At 47.1% G+C, this 19,462-nt stretch carries 16 protein-coding genes and 1 riboswitch; of the genes, 15 read left to right on the plus strand and 1 reads right to left on the minus strand.

The features are described from left to right. Positions 1–10: 10 nt before the first annotated feature. From WA407_RS10325 to WA407_RS10385, 13 genes are all read left to right on the plus strand, one after another. Entirely contained in the window at positions 11–1,348 is a 1,338-nt protein-coding gene (locus WA407_RS10325; protein ID WP_250267660.1) for an O-antigen ligase family protein, read from the plus strand. Between the two features lie 4 nt (positions 1,349–1,352). Continuing rightward, positions 1,353–2,123, plus strand: coding sequence for a WecB/TagA/CpsF family glycosyltransferase (locus WA407_RS10330; RefSeq protein ID WP_028543109.1), 771 nt, complete (start codon positions 1,353–1,355; stop codon positions 2,121–2,123). Between the two features lie 5 nt (positions 2,124–2,128). Next, positions 2,129–3,571, plus strand: coding sequence for an O-antigen ligase family protein (locus tag WA407_RS10335; protein ID WP_254329330.1), 1,443 nt, complete (start codon positions 2,129–2,131; stop codon positions 3,569–3,571). Positions 3,572–3,576: 5 nt separating this feature from the next. After that, complete coding sequence (locus WA407_RS10340; protein WP_061830278.1) at positions 3,577–4,956, plus strand: lipopolysaccharide biosynthesis protein; 1,380 nt, start codon at positions 3,577–3,579, stop codon at positions 4,954–4,956. A gap of 22 nt (positions 4,957–4,978) precedes the next feature. Next, positions 4,979–5,818, plus strand: coding sequence for a glycosyltransferase family 2 protein (locus WA407_RS10345; protein ID WP_023987421.1), 840 nt, complete (start codon positions 4,979–4,981; stop codon positions 5,816–5,818). After that, a complete protein-coding gene (locus tag WA407_RS10350) occupies positions 5,805–6,992 on the plus strand; it encodes a glycosyltransferase family 4 protein (protein WP_336077318.1) in 1,188 nt (395 codons plus the stop codon). Before WA407_RS10345 ends, WA407_RS10350 begins: the two co-directional genes overlap by 14 nt. Next, a complete protein-coding gene (locus tag WA407_RS10355; protein WP_336077319.1) occupies positions 6,989–8,137 on the plus strand; it encodes a glycosyltransferase family 4 protein in 1,149 nt (382 codons plus the stop codon). The genes WA407_RS10350 and WA407_RS10355 overlap by 4 nt, the downstream gene beginning before the upstream one ends. A 28-nt stretch (positions 8,138–8,165) precedes the next feature. Then, positions 8,166–9,266, plus strand: a complete 1,101-nt coding sequence (locus WA407_RS10360) for a glycosyltransferase (RefSeq protein WP_023987424.1) — start codon at positions 8,166–8,168, stop codon at positions 9,264–9,266. A gap of 5 nt (positions 9,267–9,271) precedes the next feature. Further along, a complete protein-coding gene (locus tag WA407_RS10365) occupies positions 9,272–10,600 on the plus strand; it encodes a UDP-glucose dehydrogenase family protein (protein ID WP_336077320.1) in 1,329 nt (442 codons plus the stop codon). Between the two features lie 643 nt (positions 10,601–11,243). Further along, positions 11,244–12,620, plus strand: a complete 1,377-nt coding sequence (locus WA407_RS10370) for a sugar phosphate nucleotidyltransferase (protein WP_013309163.1) — start codon at positions 11,244–11,246, stop codon at positions 12,618–12,620. Between the two features lie 155 nt (positions 12,621–12,775). Beyond that, positions 12,776–12,856: riboswitch (cyclic di-GMP riboswitch) on the plus strand. Between the two features lie 13 nt (positions 12,857–12,869). Beyond that, positions 12,870–14,444, plus strand: coding sequence for a glycosyl hydrolase (locus WA407_RS10375; RefSeq protein WP_039269535.1), 1,575 nt, complete (start codon positions 12,870–12,872; stop codon positions 14,442–14,444). A gap of 48 nt (positions 14,445–14,492) precedes the next feature. Continuing rightward, positions 14,493–16,790, plus strand: a complete 2,298-nt coding sequence (locus WA407_RS10380; protein WP_336077321.1) for a hypothetical protein — start codon at positions 14,493–14,495, stop codon at positions 16,788–16,790. A gap of 312 nt (positions 16,791–17,102) precedes the next feature. Further along, complete coding sequence (locus WA407_RS10385) at positions 17,103–17,285, plus strand: hypothetical protein (RefSeq protein WP_039269538.1); 183 nt, start codon at positions 17,103–17,105, stop codon at positions 17,283–17,285. 53 nt (positions 17,286–17,338) lie between these two features. On the opposite strand, the gene WA407_RS10390 is transcribed toward WA407_RS10385, so the two are convergent. Beyond that, complete coding sequence (locus tag WA407_RS10390; protein WP_039269539.1) at positions 17,339–17,707, minus strand: helix-turn-helix domain-containing protein; 369 nt, start codon at positions 17,705–17,707, stop codon at positions 17,339–17,341. Positions 17,708–18,034: 327 nt separating this feature from the next. Here WA407_RS10390 and WA407_RS10395 point away from each other — a divergent pair, with 327 nt between their 5' ends. Both WA407_RS10395 and WA407_RS10400 read left to right on the plus strand, forming a co-directional pair. Then, entirely contained in the window at positions 18,035–18,784 is a 750-nt protein-coding gene (locus tag WA407_RS10395) for a YveK family protein (protein WP_069291330.1), read from the plus strand. After that, entirely contained in the window at positions 18,765–19,451 is a 687-nt protein-coding gene (locus WA407_RS10400) for a CpsD/CapB family tyrosine-protein kinase (RefSeq protein WP_061830270.1), read from the plus strand. The genes WA407_RS10395 and WA407_RS10400 overlap by 20 nt, the downstream gene beginning before the upstream one ends. Positions 19,452–19,462: the final 11 nt, after the last annotated feature.

Here is a 19,462-nt window from a genome sequence, read left to right on the forward strand (position 1 = left end):
AAGATGGAACATGAGTAACTATCCTTGGACTACTAGAATAAACACCATACAGCATGTTTTTATTTTTCTACTGGGCGCTCTTGCTGTAGGAATTGCGGCTACCTATCAGCCGGTGGTCAGTATTGCGGCGGTATGTTTACTGCTCTTGCTGGCTGTTTCCATACATCATCCGGAGCGCATCAGCTACGCTGTTTTGCTAAGTACAGCAGTCTCAGTCGATTCTCTGTATCAGGGTGGCGTGTTCGGTATTGAGATTTTGTCATTGTACAAATTGGGCATTTTGGCTCTGCTGGTGCCGTGTATGCTCGTGTATGGCATACGTCTCAAGTTCAGCTATCCGGTCTGGGCATTGGTGATCATGCTGGGGATCACATTTGGATTTTCAGCATGGCTGCCTTTGTTAACTACCTCGATTGCCGTCAAGGCGTTCGTCGGTTTATCACTCCCTTTCTTTTTTTTACTGATCCAGTGGAAAAAGGATGTGGCAGAAAAGCATATCCGACTGATCAGTTTGTTGCCCATTATTAGTGTGGTCATTGGACTGGGTTTGCAGCTTCTAGGGCTGCATTCGTTTACGGATGTGGAATTTACGGGCGCAGTCAGAGTACAAGGAGCGAATATACCGCCGCATCTGGCAATGCTCTCCTTTCTCGGAATTGCTGTCTCTCTAATTGAGGTTAAGCGTAAACCCAAGCAAGCCGCTTTTTATTACACTGTGTTGGCACTGAACTTTCTGATTCTGATCGCCACCGGTACACGTGGACCGATTCTGGCATTGTTATTAATGTTTGCTGTGTATCTGTTTGATATTGCCCGTCAGTACCTCAAGGGGAAAGTCAATTATTTGCTACCGCTGGCCGGATCGTTTTTGGTTGCTCTGGGGGCGGTGGCCCTGCAATGGAACAATTTAAAAAAACGCTCCTTCGAACGGGAGACCGATACAGGCATTGACCTGTCGGGACGCTCGGAGGCATGGGAATATTTTTTGAACAGAGTACATGATTACCCTTGGTCAGGGAGAGGTCTTGGCGCGGTAACGGTCGCGAACGACGGGACATTATTCAATGGCTTTGTTGTACCGCATAACGAGTATATACGCTTTTATTTTGACACGGGATATATCGGTTGCGGGCTATTAATGCTTTCATTGCTGATCGTGTTCGCTCTCATTTACCGGTCGCTTGCCAAGTCTATCAAACCTTATTTTGCAAGCTTAATTGCAGGCTTTCTGATCTACTCGTTTTCAGATAATACGTTGTCGACGGTTCAGATGATTATTCCATTTTGCTGGTATTTGAACGCGTTATACCAGACATCTACTCAAACCGATTTTCGCAAAGAGAAGTGATACGATGAGCAGAGTGAACATGTTCGATGTCAACTTTGATAATTACGATTTTAATGATCTACTCGAATTTATAGATACTTCTATTGAACATCAGCGTCATTCCTACATTTTGACCTGTAATGTCGATCATGTGATCAAGCTTCGCAAGGATGATGAATTCCGCAAGGTGTATTCGGATGCCGGAGCTGTAGTGGCCGATGGGATGCCTATCATATGGGCGTCCAAGTTACTGAAAAAACCCCTCAAACAAAAGGTGTCCGGGTCAGATTTGTTCACTCGGCTGGGAGAGGCTTTTGAGGATCGAGGCTATCGTTTATTTTTTCTGGGTGCAGCTGACGGTATTCCTGAGAAGGCTATGCTCAATCTCCAGGAATCTTATCCGAACATGAATGTGGTGGGCTGTTACTCTCCTTCTTATGGCTTTGAGAAAAACGAGGAGGAGAATAGGCACATTATCCAACTGCTTCAAGAGGCTCGCCCGGACATCGTTTTTGTAGGTGTAGGCGCACCTAAACAGGAAAAATGGATCTACAGATATTATGAGACTTACCGTGCTCCGATTTCGATTGGGGTGGGAGCGACCTTTGATTTCCTGTCGGGAAATGTGAAAAGAGCACCGGAGCTGATGCAGAAGACGGGATTTGAATGGTTCTGGAGGTTGTCTCAGGAGCCTAAACGATTGTGGAAAAGATATTTGATTGAGGATTCCCAATTTCTCGTTCTGCTGTTTAAGGAGATGTTCAAGCGGAAGCGGATGAAGGGAGGTCAGGGGTGAGAAACATGAGTCGGTTGGCAGATCAGCAGATTTCCGTTTGGCTAGGAAATCGGCGTGGAATCAGCATGATCGGCATGGGATTGCTGGCTTGTATACTGCCACTCGCCATCGGATTTGTCAGCGCCAAGATGAATCCCACCATGAGCCAGCAGGGAGCCATATTGCTGGCGCTCGTTTTTCCGGCCTTCCTGCTGGCGATCCTGCAATCGCGGCTACTGATTCCTTACACACTGGCAGTGTGGGCAGTAGGCCCGGAAATCCGCCGCATTGCGGATTGGATGGAGGGAACATATCACTCGGTTTCCTTGTTGAGCGTGGCACCGCTGCTGGTAAGCAGTATGTTGATTATTCCTGTGTTGCGAGGCATTCATCAGGCGGAAAAACCCTTGACCCGAATTGCTGTATTTTTCGGCATAGAATTGGCCTACGGAAGTGTGGTCGGGTTATTCAAAAATGGTATTGTTTTTGCTTATGATTTAGCCAATTATGTGGTTCCTTTGATCCTGTTGCCTTATCTTGCGATTAAGCCCATGAAGGCGAAGGAGCTGGACCGACTGCTGTATTCATATGCCAACATTGCTGTTCTTGTGGCAATTTACGGCATTATCCAGTACTTGACGGTGCCTCCGTGGGATGCATTTTGGATGAATCATGTAGAAATGAATTCCATTGGTGTTCCAGAACCACTTCAAATCAGAGTATTTTCTTCCATGAACTCGCCCGGTCCCTGCGCTATTTTCCTGGCGATGGCACTTGTACCCATGCTAATGGAAAAACGTTGGCGCGGCACATTGGGATGGATCGGAATCTTGCTGACGGTCGTTTGTCTCTTAATCACGCTGGTACGTTCAGCCTGGCTAATTGCCTTCGTCATGTTGCTGGCTTACATTCTCAGTTCATCTTCCAAGGGAAAGTGGAAAACCTTGTTTCAACTAGCTCTAGTTGGCCTTCTTCTCTACATCATTGTTCCAAAACTTCCAGGGGCAGAAGGTTTGGTGGCTCGCATGCAGACGCTGACGGATATTCAGCAGGATCATTCGTACAATGAACGTTTGGATTTACTGCATACGATGCTTCCGGCGATTGCTAGCAATCCGGTCGGGCAGGGGATCGGGAGTGTAGGAATCGGAACCAAGCTTGATAACGGCGGCGATCTCGGCGAACTTGGGATTATGGATAATGGATATATCGCCATTTTCCTCACCTTCGGTATTTTCGGGGCATTCTTTTTCTTCGGTGGTCTGTTCGTTATCATCAAGCGCCTTCTCGCCCGTATTGCCGAACGAGATGCCAGTCAGCCTTATATCAGACTGGCGTTGGCTACGTGGGCCGGAGCTGTAGCCAGTCTCATATCAGATAATGGTTTCCCCGGTATGCGCGGCTATCTGATCTGGATGATGATCGGAATAGGACTATGGGCAAAAGATGTCATCGCGGAAAGAAGGTAAAGGCTGTGCAAAACTTACAAGCATTATCCGCACCTGTCCGGACACTATGGTCCACAGTGATTCGGTTTGCCAAAAGCAAGGATAACAGCTCTGCAGCAGTAAAAACGATGATATTCAGTATGCTGATTCTCGTCGTGAATATGCTGACTGGTGTGCTAACGGCACGATTCCTGGGTCCTACTGGACGCGGGGAACAGACAGCGATGGTGAACTGGTCCCAATTTCTCGCCTTCTGCATGAGCTTCGGTGTCCCGTCTGCATTGATTTACAATGCGAAAAGGAAACCGGAGGAAACGGGCAAGCTGTATGGTCTGGCCTTGCTGCTGGCTACCATGTTCGGGGGCTTGGCGACACTCGTCGGAGTTTTTCTAATTCCTTATTGGCTGCGCTCTTTTTCTTCATCGGTCATACTTTTCGCGCAGTGCTCCATGATGATGTGTCCGCTCATAGCGATTTCACAGATCAATAATGCATTGCTTCAAGTTCGCTCGGAATATAAGCAGTACAATTTATTCCGGTATCTGGTACCGCTGAGTACACTGCTGGGTCTAGCGATTCTGATCTTAACCGGAAATATGAATCCGTACACCTCGGCATTGGCCTATTTACTGCCAGGCTTGCCGATTTATATCGGTGTCACGATACGAATGATTCGGCTGTACAAACCAAAGGTAAAGAACAGCTGGACGCAATTTAAAAATCTCTTTACCTACGGTATGGGTTCATACGGAAATGATCTCATGGGGCAGGTTTCCACTTATATTGATCAGATTTTGATTGCGGGTCTGCTCAGACCCGCTGATCTCGGTTTATATGCAGTAGCGGTCAGCTTGGCCAGGATGGTGAATGTATTTTCTACCTCGATCATTGTCGTGCTGTTTCCCAAAGCCTCTGGTCTGAATAAGGAAGAGGCGGTGGCCATAACATTTCGGGCATTTCGAGTGACATCAACGGCAACCTTTCTGGCTGCGGCGATGCTGATGCTGATTGCTCCGTTCGTATTTACATTGTTATATGGTCAAGAGTTTAAACAAGCGCTCACGGTATTCCGGTTCTTGGTGCTTGAGGTTGCTATCAGTGGAGGGACCATGGTGCTGGCACAACAATTTATGGCGTTGGGTAAGCCCAAACTGGTTACCATTCTACAGGGTGTCGGATTGGCGCTCGTCATTCCATTGCTGTCCATACTCGTGCCGAGATATGGATTGACGGGTGCAGGGATAGCAATGCTGTCTTCGGGGATTTTACGGTTCATTTTCATTTTATGTAATGTTAAATTCGTTCTAAAAATGAAGATTCCAAGACTGCTTATTTCCAAACAAGATTTTCAATGGCTCCGATCAACGATGTCACACTACATCCGGAAAAAGCCAGTTAACGGTTAGATAAAGAAGGAGGCACCCGCTAATGAACCACATGTCTAGCGTTCCCGCGGACAACCGGATATCCGTAGTTATTATCGCTCAGGATGATGGCACTCGAATCACAGCCGCCATTAAATCCTGCAAGCCCTTTGCGGACGATATCGTCGTCATTGACGGAGGGAGCAAGGACAATACGATTCAGGTAGCTGAATCCTTGGGCTGTCGGGTGTTTTCTAACCCGTGGCCGGGTTATGCCAAGCAGCGCATGTTTGGTGTTGAAAAAGCGGAATTTGATTGGATATTCCTGATTGATACGGACGAAGTAGTGGATGCAGAGTTGCTTGGAGACTTGTTGAAAGTAAAGGAAACGCTCCACGATCCGGCCAAAGCATATTCCGTATTTCGGATTGGCGATTTTCTCGGCAAATGGATGAATAAAGGCGAATATCTGGTTCGTTTGTACAATCGTCGTATTTATGGCATTACGAATAGTCTTGTTCATGAAATGCCGGATGTAGCCTCTTCCCAGATTGTCAATCTGGAGGGCGTGTTATGGCACTACGGCTTCCGCAGCATCAGTGATCATATGACCCGTTTTAATAAATATACAGATCTGGAAGCAGAGACGGCATTTAACAAAGGAAGATCCTTTCGGATTACCAGACTGTTGTGGCGGCCTCCTGCCCGCTTTGTGCAGAAGTATTTTGTCCAAGGCTTATACCGCAAGGGATTGGCGGGTTTTGCCGTAGCCGTTTTCTGGGTGATGTATGAGTTTCTCGTCTGCTTCAAGCATTATGAGCTAACCAAGCGGCGAAAAAAGATAGAAATCGTGGATGACGGACATACCGAGCAGAAAGGAGAAACCAGCTATGTCGTACAATAACGGATTTCGTATTGCGGCAACGGGGTTGAGCTGGCCGTCTTTGCAGCCAGGAGGCCTCAACACATATTTCAAATCGATCTGTGAGCAGCTTACGCTAGAGCGCAATACGTTGGATGCTCTAATCTGTAGTGACGAGCAGCCGCAAGCGCCCGACCGTATTCGGATTCATACGATTGGCAGCAAGCAGCAATCCATCTGGAAGCGCCGGGAGCTAATGCAAAAATATGCAGCAGAGTTGTTCGACAAGCAACCGATGGATATATTGTATTCCCATTTTGCCCCCTATAGTGTCGGGCCAGCGCTGGAGGCGAAAAAAAGAGGAATCCCGGTAGTTACCACCTTTCACGGACCGTGGACGGAGGAAATGAAGATTGAAGGACAGGGCATCAAGCATTTTCTAAAAACGACGTTGGCTAAATCCATTGAAATGAAGGCCTACGGTCTGTCGGATAAATTTATAGTGCTAAGCGAGACTTTTCGGGATATTTTGCATGAGCACTATAAGGTTCCACTCAGCAAAATTCATATTATTCCTGGTGCGGCGAATGTAGAAAGGTTCCACCCGGCAGATGATCAAGAAGCGGTGCGGAAGCGCCTGAATTTGCCGCAAAATGCGACGATTGTGCTAACCGTTCGTCGTCTTGTTAATCGAATGGGACTGCTACAGCTACTCGAAGCATGGCGACGAGTAACCGAGCGTCATCCTGATCATCTGCTGCTGATTGGAGGGAAGGGCCCCTTGATGGAGGAATTGGCTTCCAAGGTAGCGGAATACAATCTTCATAACCATGTAAGGCTGCTCGGTTATGTGTCGGATGAGGAGCTTCCCCTGTACCACCAAGCATCGAATTTGTTCGTCGTACCTACACAGGCGCTTGAAGGTTTCGGTCTGATCACGGTGGAGGCAATGGCTTCGGGACTGCCAGTGCTGGCGACTCCTGTGGGTGGCAACAAGGAGATTTTAAGAGGATTCCGTCCCGAGCTTTTGTTTAAGGGAACGGATAGTGAAGCCATTGCTGAAGGGTTGCTGCGTGTGCTGGATCATCGTGAACTTCTACCGAATGCAAGGGAATGCCGGGACCATGTCCTGAGCAGATATACATGGGGACATGTAGCGGAGCAGGTGGAAGAGGTGTTCCGACAGGTCCTTGATAGAAAGGCGGCGGCGAAATGATGAGAGTAGCTTATATTGACCATACGGCAAGATGGAGCGGCGGCGAAGTCGCTTTGTACAACATACTGACGAATATCGGGGAACATATCGACCCGCTCGTTATTTTGGCAGAGGAGGGCGATTTGGCAGATCGGCTTCGGCAGCGTGATATTGATGTGCGCATCGTTCCATTGGACGATTCGATTCGCAATCGGGGACGGAATGCCGTGAATCTAGGTGCGCCTGCAGCAGCTTTTCGTTTGCTGGCTTACGGTAGAAAACTTGCGCCCTTGCTGCGTGCGGAAAAGGTCGTGTGCGTTCACACGAACTCGCTCAAGTCTGCACTGTATGGTACAGTAGCCGCCAAATCGGCGAAGCTGCCCTTGATCTGGCATATCCGTGACCACATCGGTCCGCCGTACCTGAAGCCGATTGTGGCCAAAGGGATTCGGCTGATGTCCCGCTTTTTGCCCAATGGAGTGATTGCTAATTCCAAGTCCACGCTGAGTGCGTTGGAGTTACCCCCGGACAAAAAGACGCTTGTTGTTTATTCCGCTTTTGCTAAAGCAATTACAGCACGTGACACGGCTGCCCATGTACGTGGTGATGACTCGTTTAACGTCGTATTGGTCGGCAGATTGGCGGAATGGAAGGGACAGCATATTTTACTGGAAGCAGCACGCTCCTTTTTACCGGATCAGCGCGTGAAATTCTGGCTGGCTGGAGATGCGTTGTTCGGAGAAGAGGAATACAAGCAACGATTAGAGTCCACGATGCGCGAATACGGGTTGGCTAACGTCAATCTGCTGGGACACGTCGATGACATTCAAGGCCTGATGCAGCGTTGTGATTTGCTGATTCATACCTCTATTACACCGGAACCATTCGGTCAGGTCATTATTGAAGGCATGGCTGCGGGTCTCCCCGTGATTGCTTCCAATGAGGGTGGACCCAAGGAAACGGTGGTACCCCATGAAACCGGGCTGCTTATTGAACCGGGTAATCCGGCTAAGCTGGAAGAAGCCATCCGCTGGATGTTGGAGCATCCACAAGAACGTCAGCAGATGGGTGAGAGAGGGATGGAACGGGTCAAGAAGCATTTTGTCATCGAGAACACAGTTAAGGATATAGTTCATTACTATAAGGGTTTGTTGGCAGGAGTCTGACCGACATTCGCGTTAAAGGATGATTCTGATGAAAATAGCGATAGCACACGATTACTTAATCCAAATGGGCGGAGCGGAAAGGGTAGTAGAGGTATTCCACGATATGTATCCGGAGGCTCCTATCTTCACAACGGTGTTCAGCGACGACCGCCTGTCGCGTAACTTGAAGGATGCGGATATTAGAGCCACTTGGCTACAAAAAGTCCCAGGAGTGAAGGACAACTTCAAAGGAGTGCTGCCGCTGTATCCCATTGCTATCCGTGATTTTGATTTTAGGGATTTCGACATTGTTTTAAGCTCCAGCAGTGCATTTATGAAAAGCATCCAGGTACCCAAACATACGTTTCACATTTGTTATTGTCACACACCGATGCGGTTTGCCTGGGATTACGATACATATATGGCCCGGCAGTCCAAATCCAACCTGCTCAAAAACATGCTCAAGCTGTACATGAACCGGTTGAAAACATGGGATGCCAAAACTTCTCGCAACGTAGACCAGTTTGTCGCCAACTCTTCGGTTGTTAAACGAAGAATTTTGCACTATTACCAAAGGGATTCGGATGTGATTTTCCCACCTATTAATACATCCCGTTTTAAACGCGCTACAAACATCGGTGACTACTACCTGATCGTATCCCGATTGGTGTCCTACAAGCGCATCGATCTCGCGATCGAAGCATTCAAACGTAACGGTCTCAAGCTGCGCATTGTGGGTGAAGGACCGGACCGTAAACGACTCGAAGGTATGGCTGCCCCGAACATTGAGTTCCTCGGCAGGCTTGAGGATGAAGAGGTTAACAAGCTGATGGCAGAATGCCGAGCGCTCGTTTTTCCGGGTGAAGAGGACTTCGGTATTACGCCTTTGGAGGCGAATGCGGCCGGACGGCCTGTCATCGCTTTTCAGGGTGGGGGAGCGCTGGATACGATTGTTCCTCATGTGAACGGCGTATTTTTCCGCAAGCATCAAGTAGAGGATGTGCTGGAGGCCGTCGAAAAGGTTGAGCAACATGCGTGGAATGTGGACGATATCATTACCCATGCCCGCAAATTTGATGAAGAAAACTTCAAGGATCAATTAAAAAAGTATGTAGAACAAGCCTATGTGAACTTTCTAAAAGGAGGATGAACGGAATGAAGCTGGCTGTAATCGGTACTGGATACGTTGGGCTCGTCTCGGGTGTATGTTTTGCGCAAAAAGGTAATGAGGTGATTTGTGTCGATCTGGAGCAGCACAAAATCGACATGTTGAACCGGGCAGAATCTCCGATTTATGAACCGGGTATTGAGGAATTGATCGCGTTGAATCTGGAAGCAGGCCGGTTGGAGTTCACCTCGGATTTGGTCGATGCGGTACGCCGCTCGGATATCGTAATTTTGGCGGTAGGTACCCCTTCTCTGGCTAACGGTGAGGCGAATTTGTCATACATTGAACAGGCGGCCGCTGATGTTGGGAAAGCCATGAACGGGTATAAGATTATTATGACCAAGAGTACTGTACCTGTCGGAACGAACGAAAAGATTAAGGACGTGTTGGCTCGTCACACGAGTTTGTCTTTCGATATCGTCTCCGCGCCGGAGTTCCTGAGAGAAGGCTCAGCCATCAATGATACGCTTTATCCGGATCGCATCATTATTGGTTTGGACAATACAGGATTGCGTGAAACCATGGTCACTCTGCATCAGGTGTTCACGGATAAAATCTATGTGACGGATATCCGTAGTGCTGAAATGATCAAATACGCGTCCAATGCGTTTCTGGCAACTAAAATTTCGTTCATTAACGAAATCGCTAATATTTGCGAAAAGGTTGGCGCCGATGTAACCTGTGTGGCTGACGGTATGGGGATGGACAAACGGATTGGCTCCTCTTTCCTACAAGCAGGGATCGGGTATGGTGGCTCTTGCTTTCCAAAAGACACAAATGCGCTTATCCAAATTGCAGGTAATGTAGACTATGAATTTAAGTTGTTGAAATCGGTGGTCGAGGTGAATACCGACCAGCGCTTTATGATTGTATCCAAGCTGCGCGAATCGCTGGGTCAACTGAACGGTGTGTCCATTGGCATTTGGGGCCTCGCCTTCAAGCCAAATACAGATGACATCCGCGAAGCTCCAGCACTGGAAATCGTAGAAACGCTCATTCAGGCAGGCGCTATTGTCAAACTGTATGATCCCATTGCGATGGATAAATTCAAGGAGCGCGTGGATCACCCGAATATTATGTGGTGCTCATCCCCACAGGAAGCCGCTGAAGGTAGCGACGCTGTGTGCCTGTTGACCGATTGGGAAGAGTTCAAAAAAGTCGATCTCGTACAACTGGCCTCCATTTTGCGCAAGCCGGTTCTCATTGACGGTCGTAACGTATTCGCTGAGGAACAGATCCAAGGCTCCGGGCTGGAATACTACTCCGTGGGTCGTCCGCGGATGAGTGGGTGGAACAGAGATAAAGTGGAAGTTTAAAAAGTGACTGTGGCGGGGGTGGAGACGCTACACGTGCAGATTGTTCTTCCGATTGCTGTTACCCCCGGATTTTCTGGATTATATAAAACATTCAAAGGTTAAAATCCGGGGATAAAGGCAAACGCTGACGCTTCTTCAGAACAATTCTGCCCGCTCCGCTGCTTTTCGCCGTTGAATCACAGTTTTTAAACTCCCACCTTATGGGGGGAGTAGGAAGGGCGTATCGGAAGGAGCGGCGCGGTTGAAGCCGCTCCTTCCGATCAAGTACGCCATTGCGGTTGCCGAAGGCAATCTGGGCAAGGCGTTACGAAACCTCGATTACTTGAAGCTTGCAAGCACAGCGGGCAAGCTCTGAGTTCTCGAACATTTTACAGGCTGACCGGACTTAATAATGTCCGGTCGTGCCTTTTGCACCACAAGGTATGATCGGGTATGATGCATTTTTGAGTAGCGCAGGGATGGATTTGAATCTGGAGAAGCGGAGCGTTCGCCTTTGATGTGGTATTCTTACATTTAAATGTCTTATACAATCCAAAGAATCCCACGGCAACAGCGATCGTAAGATCAAATCCAGTCCGTAGCGGGTAGTCAACTCATCATTCAGAACGATCATCCAACCAATATAGAGAGGAAGTGGAGAGTTATGAAGCTCGTACTTTTGTCTGGTGGTTCCGGTAAAAGATTATGGCCTTTGTCCAACGATTCCCGTTCCAAACAATTTTTGAAGGTACTGGAGAGCCCGGAGGGGATTTCGGAATCCATGGTACAGCGGGTATGGAGACAATTGGGAGACAACGGATTATCAGAATCCTCGTTTATTGCGACAGGGAGAGCACAGGTCGAAATGATCCAGAGTCAGGTCGGGCCGAATACGCGCATCATTGTTGAGCCGGAACGCAGAGACACCTTTCCTGCGATTGCGCTGACAGCGACTTATCTATATTCCATTGCTGGTGTTTCCCCTGATGAAATTATAGCTATATTGCCTGTAGATCCTTATGTTGAGGATGCTTTCTTCGCTTCCGTAGCCCAGCTGGAACATACACTCCAGGAGAGTGAAGGCAAGCTTGCTTTAATCGGGGTTGTCCCTTCCTATCCTTCAGAGAAATATGGTTACATTATTCCGAAAAACGATGCCACCCAAGGTAGCACTGGCTACCGCGAAGTGAGCCATTTTCAAGAGAAACCCGACCGGGAGCAGGCGGAGCGTCTGATTGAACGCAATGCTCTATGGAACTGCGGGGTTTTTGCATTCAAATTAAGTTATTTGCTGGATATCTTGGCATCCAAGGGTTTGCCGCTGAATTATGAAGAAATGCAAAAGCAATACGCATCTCTGGAAAAAATCAGCTTTGACTATGAAGTAGTCGAGAAGGAAAAGGATATCGTAGTTCTTCCGTATGATGGTTTTTGGAAGGATTTGGGCACCTGGAATACGCTCACAGAAGAAATGTCTAATCAACAAGTGGGCAGAGGTGTAGTAACGGAGGATTGCGTCAATACGAGTCTTATTAACGAGTTAGACATTCCTGTGGCGATCATTGGAACGAATGATCTGATTGTAGCTGCTAGCCCGGATGGTATTCTTGTGACCAATAAGGCTGAAAGTCCTCGCATTAAGGAAGTGCTCAAGGCTCATGATCAGCGTCCAATGTATGAAGAACGTCGTTGGGGGCAGTATCGGGTTGTGGATTATGTCAAATATGACGAGGGTAACGAGGTATTGACCAAACGAATCCGCGTACGGAAAGGCAAAAATATCAGCTATCAGCTTCATTTCAAACGGAGTGAAATTTGGACCATTATTAGTGGTGAGGCGGAAATTATTTTGAATGAGAAGCTGCACAAAGTAAAAGCTGGTGATGTAGTTCGCATTCCTGAAGGAACGAAGCATAGCATTTTGGCTGTGACCGATGTGGATTTTATTGAGGTGCAGACTGGTTCTGAATTGGTTGAAGAGGATATTGTACGCTTTTGTATGGATTGGAATGAAATTTCCCGTCACCAATTTATCTCATAATTGTTTTCGTAAAAACGAAAAAAAGACGAATTCATGAAAATTCATAGCCCGAACTGTCGAAATTGGGCGAAAACCTGTAAATTCATGAACATGACCTATTAAATTTTGGTAAAAAAAAGTCGATACTTAGGGTAAGAAGGAATCCAAACTCCTTCCAACGATAAACGCAGCCCTGTCGAAAGGCAGGTACGCAAAGCTAAAGGGCCTTCTACAAGGATGGCAGCCTGGCTACCGAAAGGAAGAGCGAAAGTGAGATTCTATTTTATTCCTCTGTATCGACTGATACGTCATGTACTCCCCGTTGTTATGCTTTTTTCATTGTTGCCCGTCGGTTTTGGTGATTCTCTGTCTGTGGCGAATGCCGCTTCATTACAACCTGTTAATTCGGACGCTTCTACTCAGGCCCGTGAACTATACAATTATTTACTCAACATCTCAGGGAAAAAAATAGTCACCGGTCAGCATGATTATTTGGAAAGTCCGGATGAATTAAGTAACAAGGTCCAAAAAATCAGTCAGGCATATGTTGGTCTGCACGGCTATGAGATGGGTGCCATCTCTGGTCAATCCGACACTACAGAAGCAGCACAACGTAAAAATGTCGTCGATAGTGCTATCCGTTGGAGCAGATCCGGTGGTATTGTGACGATGACTTTTCATGAAGCGCTACCGGGTAGGCCACTGACTTGGGCCAATGTACAGGCGAAAGTAAGTCAGGCAGAGTTCAACAAATACGTGACCCCAGGTACTACGCAGTATAACCTCCTCATTGCCGATCTGGATAAGGTCGCTGTATCATTAAAGCAGCTTCGTGATGCAGGGGTTCCGGTTTTGTGGAGACCTTACCACGAAATGAATGGTGACTGGTTCTGGTGGGGAAACAAAACTAATTTTAATCAGCTATGGAATATCATGTACGACCGTTTTACAAACACACATCAATTGAACAATCTGCTGTGGGTATGGAGTCCGAATGCGCCCAATTCGTATACCGTCCCGTATACCCCGAAATACCCGGGGGATGACAAAGTGGACATTTTGGCAGTAGACATTTACAACAATGATTTTAAGCAAAGTCATTACGAAGGTCTGCTCGGGCTGGCACGGAATAAGCCGATTGCTATTGGGGAGCACGGTGAGATGCCTAGTTCTGAGGTGTTGCAGGCTCAGCCTAAATGGGTATACTCCATGACTTGGGGCAAGATGCTGACCGAGAATAACACAACAAACCAAATACAGGATTATATGAATGATTCGAAGAGTTTGACACGGGATGATGTGAAAAATGGGCTGGCAGCAATCGAACAACCTGGGACAGATGTACCGACCTTACCGGACGAGGGACAAAGTGAGCCTATCCCGGCTCCGACTCCTCCTTCCGTCCCTGATGTGGTATATGTGAACGGGCTGCAGGGCGAATATTTTAACAATATGAATTTGAATGGAAGTCCTGCTTTGATCCGTACAGATAGCAAGCTGGACTACAACTGGCGCGCCATTGCAGCTGATCCAAAGGTGAATGCCGATCAGTTCTCGGTTCGCTGGACGGGGAAAATCAAACCACAATATAGCGAGACCTATACGTTCACAACGATATCCGATGATGGTATTCGCGTATGGGTAGACGGCAAGTTGGTGATTGACAGCTGGTTCAAACAAAGCTGGACGGAGCGTAAAGGCAGTATTACTTTGGAAGCAGGCAAAATGGTAGATTTAAAAGTGGAATACTATGATGAAAAAGGCGACGCGATGGCACGTCTAATGTGGGAAAGTCAGCATGAAGCGAAAGCGGTGATTCCCGGAAACGCTTTGTTTCTTCCTTGATTGATACTCTTTCCCGGTCTAAAAATATGAGGAGAGAGGGTGGATCATATGATAAAAAAATGGTTATCCCATAGGTATACAATCGTTTTATCTGGACTATTAGCGGTCGTAGCTATAGCGATGATCGCTTGGTTTATATACACGCCTTCAAGAAGCGCAGAATTGCAGACGGATAAAGTAGCGGCTGCCAGTCCAGTATGGAAGCTGGGTCAGAGGGATGACTCTTCAGCGGAATTCAAAGGTATGGTCGGTAGGGATAATATCGACATTTCTACAGCAGCTACCTCTACCGAATCGTCTGCTAAAGGAGCATTGTCAGCGTTGTCGGTAGCAGAAGAGAGTACAACAGTTCCGGTATTGCTCAGCAGTGGAGATATTCCTCCCGGTTTGAATGCGTCCACGAACCCTGAACTGACACTCCAGTATAAGCTGAATCAGATTCCTCCCAATGGTATGATATTCCGTGTTCGGATTTTGGATGCGGGCAAAGCAGTCCCGCAAATGGCTGTATTTTCAAATCATCAGTTGTCCGGTATTATTCAGATTGCCGGGGTATCCGGTACTGGGAGTGCTTTTAATTTCAAAAACAACTACGAGTTATATATACCCAAAGAGCAATTGCAAAGCGGTGTTAACGTACTCAAGCTAAAGACAGCGCGCTGCCTATACTGCTCCTCTGCAGAAGATAAAAATGTGTGGTGGACTTGGGATGACTTGAGCTTGGAGACGTTAGCTTCACCTGCGGCCGAACCGGTACACGGTAAATATATACTGACCGGAACAAATGTGAACAATAAAGAATTTTATTATGATCAGGGTGCAGTTAAGCATTTACCATACGTTCTCAAGTGGCTGGGCATTGCTTATAGTGGCAACGTCATGAGGGTGACCTGTGCCAGTAATGTGGGCAAGGCATGTACAGACGTGGATGATTACTATCAAACGTTAAAGCAGTATAATATGCAATCGTCTGCTTTGTATTTATATACAGGTGATATTAAGCTGCAAAAAGATGGTTCTCTGCCAGAGACGGCCAAGCAAAAGTTGCGCGATTATGTAAAAAAATACGGTTCTTATCTTCAATATTATGAAGTAGATAACGAACCTGGCTTATTTAATCGCTCCAAGGCGGTAAATCTGGCTGTGGCCAAGTGGTTGAATACAGAAGGCAAGCAATTGGCACCGCATCTCAAAACCGTAGCACCGGGCTGGGCCTACTGGCCAACGTACTCTACCAAAGCGTGCAAAAATCAAACCAGTGGTACGCAAAAATGCGGTGACCCAGATGGATGGGAACGGGACCCGGCGCAACGTAAACAGCTGGAGGAAGTCACCGACCTGACCAATGGACACGCCTATGGTGAATCGTATAATGAAGAGGGCGGGGGCAGCTTCGTCCAAAATTTGAAAACCTTCGGCGGTTCGAGCAATGGATTGGCGAAAAAGATGCTGAACACAGAGTTCGGCACCAATGATACGCATCGAGACAATCCAGATTACGGGGCTAGTCAGCCACAAGCAGCCGCATTCGATCGGATTATGCGTTCGCAAATCGGGTTTGCCGATATGTTTATCCAGCACGCTGCTTTTTATAAAGATTATACGCTGTTTAAAACAGGCTTCGATCTGCAAAGTCATAACCCGGCCAACACAGAAATTTATCCGTTCGGGCAAGGACAGGACACCCGCGTTAAGATCATGAGACGCTTGAGCTTAGCCTATGCCACCCATGGAAAACCTCTGACGTATACAGTGCTGAATCCAGAGGATACCAAGGACAAGATGGTCTATGTTCGTGCGGTGGATACGTCCAAGCTTAAACCGCTGGCAGGTAGCGGCGCTACTTCAGACAAATTGCTGGTGAATCTAGTGAATTTCGAAGCTACCCCGCAGACCGTTCGTGTACGGGTAACGATGCCGAAAGCCGGTTTGTACACGGGTGAACGTTTTGGAGCGGGTTCTACTTACAGTCAGGCACAGCGTTCCATATCAGGGCTCAAGGCTTCTCCTGCCCTTGATTTTGAAGAAAAGCTGGGTCCTGGCGAAGCGGTACAATATATTTTGGAATTAAAAAGTACAGATCAGACCGCAGCTTCAGCCCCAACAGGGGTGAAGGCTGCTTCTGTTCAGGATGGGGCGGTAAAGATTAATTGGCTTCAGGCAGAAGGCGTATCTTCCTATGATGTGCTGCGTGCTGACGGGACCGACGGGGCCTATCAGGTGATTGCCTCGCAAGTAGCGGGAAGCACGTATACAGACCGCACAGTAAAAGCTGGAGGCCACTATGTCTACAAAGTCCGGGCGACCGGAGGCACTCAGGTTTCCCAGGCAGCCGAGGTCGCTTAATAACAGATCGGAATGTATATAGGACCTGAGTTAACGAATACCTAACATCATTTCGAAATAAAACAAAAAAGAACCTATCAGGAGAAAATAGGACCTGACAGGTTCTTTTTTGTTGGAAAATCGTTCTGATTTTCCAATACTTTACGTATAATGAAGAAAAAAATAAGAAAATCCTTTTATATTCTCGTCATAAGACGACAACATTGCAGGTATGTATTCATATATAATAGTTTTGTTCATGACTATACATACATGGTTTTGTAGGAAATCTCTTTCCGGTGACCAAGAATAATAAAGTGAGGTTAGTGCTGAATGAACAAGGAGACAGAATTAGGGGTGAACAACCCTCTTTTTCAAAACAACGCACGGAAAGTAGACAAAGCCGCTATCGACTTGGACATCCGGGACATTTTGCTCCAATGTGGGTTCACGATGCCAGAATGGCTAGAAAACGACACTGATGGAACCACATACCGGAAGGACAAGCGCGAGTAAATTCCAACGGCTGGTCTTACTTGAGCGAGACGTGAAGCAATCGGAAGCTTTCTTTATTCCATCATTCGTTCCATTCGGACAAATGCAATAAAACGTTTGGCTTCTTCCTCAGACAAGGTACGTCCGTCAATGGTCAGGTTGAAACGTTGCAGAATATCCTCGTCGGACAGTTCAAGCTGGTCCACAAATTCCCTCACATCTGAATCCAATATTGCCGCCGGATGGGTCGTACGTCCCACCAAGTAGTCAATCGTTACCCCGAAAATATCAGCGAGCTTGGTCAGGATCTCAAAATCTGGCTTGCGCCTATTTTTTTCATAGTGAGAAAGAGCTGCCCGCGTAATTCCGAGGGATTGCGCTAGTTCCTCTTGTTTTAATCCCTTATGTTCTCGTAATTCAGCGATGCGGGTGCCATAATTCATCTGTTTTTCCTCCTGAAGGCAAGGTTAAGAAAGGTAAAAAAGCAATTTTACGCTTGACAAGATACGTTTTGTATCATAAATTAGTTATGTAAGTTACATAACGTATCTTTATTTCATAGTTTTCACTTATGTCTTCGTTTATATACCCTAAGAGGCCACCGATGATTGAGCATTTTGTGCTTATTCGCTGGCTGGACCTTCTATGCGCTATTATACAACATTTTACTATAGATTAGAGGGTCATGCATCGTTCTTTTCCCCGTTATGCAGAGGATCAGTACAAGCGTTATTGCATCGAAAACAAGTCAATCAGGGAGGACTGGTCTTGTGCAGTTGAAAGAGTACATCCGTTTGATCCGTAAAAGAATGTGGTTGATTGGTAGCATCGTACTGCTGGTATGTACTGTAGTGGGCATAAAAAATGTATATTTTACCCCGCAGATTTATGAAGCTACCGCAAAGCTCATTATCAACCAGACGCCACGACCGGATCGTGCAGGTGTCGTTGATTACAGTGTAGTTCAAACGAATATAGCCTTAACGAACTCCTATAAGCAAATTATGATCTCCTCGGCGATTATGGATCAGGTGGTCGCCAGCTTCCCCGACCTTAAGGTCACTCCGTCAGCTTTGGCGCAAAAATTAAGAGTGAACACCGCAGGTGATTCACAGGTCATGGATGTAACAATCCGCGATTTATCGTATACGAAGGCTGTAAAAACCGTCAATGCGGTAGCCAAAGTATTCAAACGGCAAATTCCCTCTATCATGAAAATGGACAATGTCACCATCCTAAGCGAAGCCAGTCTGAATGATCCAGCAGTTCCCGTGAATAGTAATCCCGCTATACAGATATTTATTGCTTTTGCCACCTCTTTATTGTTGGGAATAGGTTTGGCATTTTTGCTGGAGGTACTGGATGATACATTTAAGAATGAAGAGGATATTGAAAAAGAACTCGGTCTGCCTACCCTATCCCTGATTACGAAAATGAAAAAAGAAGATAAACGCTCTGACAGCTCCACTACAACTCCTAAACAGGTAGGTGAAGGGCAATATGCCGCGATTAATCAATAATCAGCTCGTTACATCCCTACATGCTCAGTCTTCCGTTTCGGAGGAGTACCGCATGCTTCGCACTAATATCCAGTTTTCTTCTATAGACGAGCCGATTGAGGTTATGATGGTGGCGTCCGCTCAAGCGGGTGAAGGGAGAACGGTCACGATTAGCAATTTGGCTGTAACCTATGCGCAAGAGGGGAAAAAGGTGCTGATTATGGATATGGATCTGCGCCGCTCCTCCTTGCACCATATGTTTGGTTTGCGTAATCATACAGGGCTGACACGGGTGCTTGCCAATCAACAGGCATGGCAGGATGTGGTTCAGGAAACCGGGATTGACCATCTGCATGCAATTACAGCCGGACCGAACCCGCCCAATCCGTCCGAGATGCTCAGTTCCCGTAGAATGAATGCTCTGCTGGTTGAGCTAAAAGAACATTATGACGTGATCTTAATGGATACGCCGCCGTTGCTGTCCTTTCCGGATGGCTTAATTATAAGCGCTATGTGTGACGGAGTCATTCTGGTGGTGCAGGCAGGGAAGGTCAAAAAGGATGTCGTCAAAAAAGCAAAAGCGAATTTGGAAAGAGTAAAGGCGCGCATTCTGGGTGTAGTACTTAATAATGTGAAGCGTTCGAATACCCGCGCCGAGAGGGGTATGGAGGAACGCAATCTGACATGAATAAAAAGGAG

The sequence above is a fragment of the Paenibacillus sp. 203 genome, from assembly GCF_037027525.1.
In the GTDB taxonomy this organism is placed as follows: domain Bacteria; phylum Bacillota; class Bacilli; order Paenibacillales; family Paenibacillaceae; genus Paenibacillus; species Paenibacillus polymyxa_B.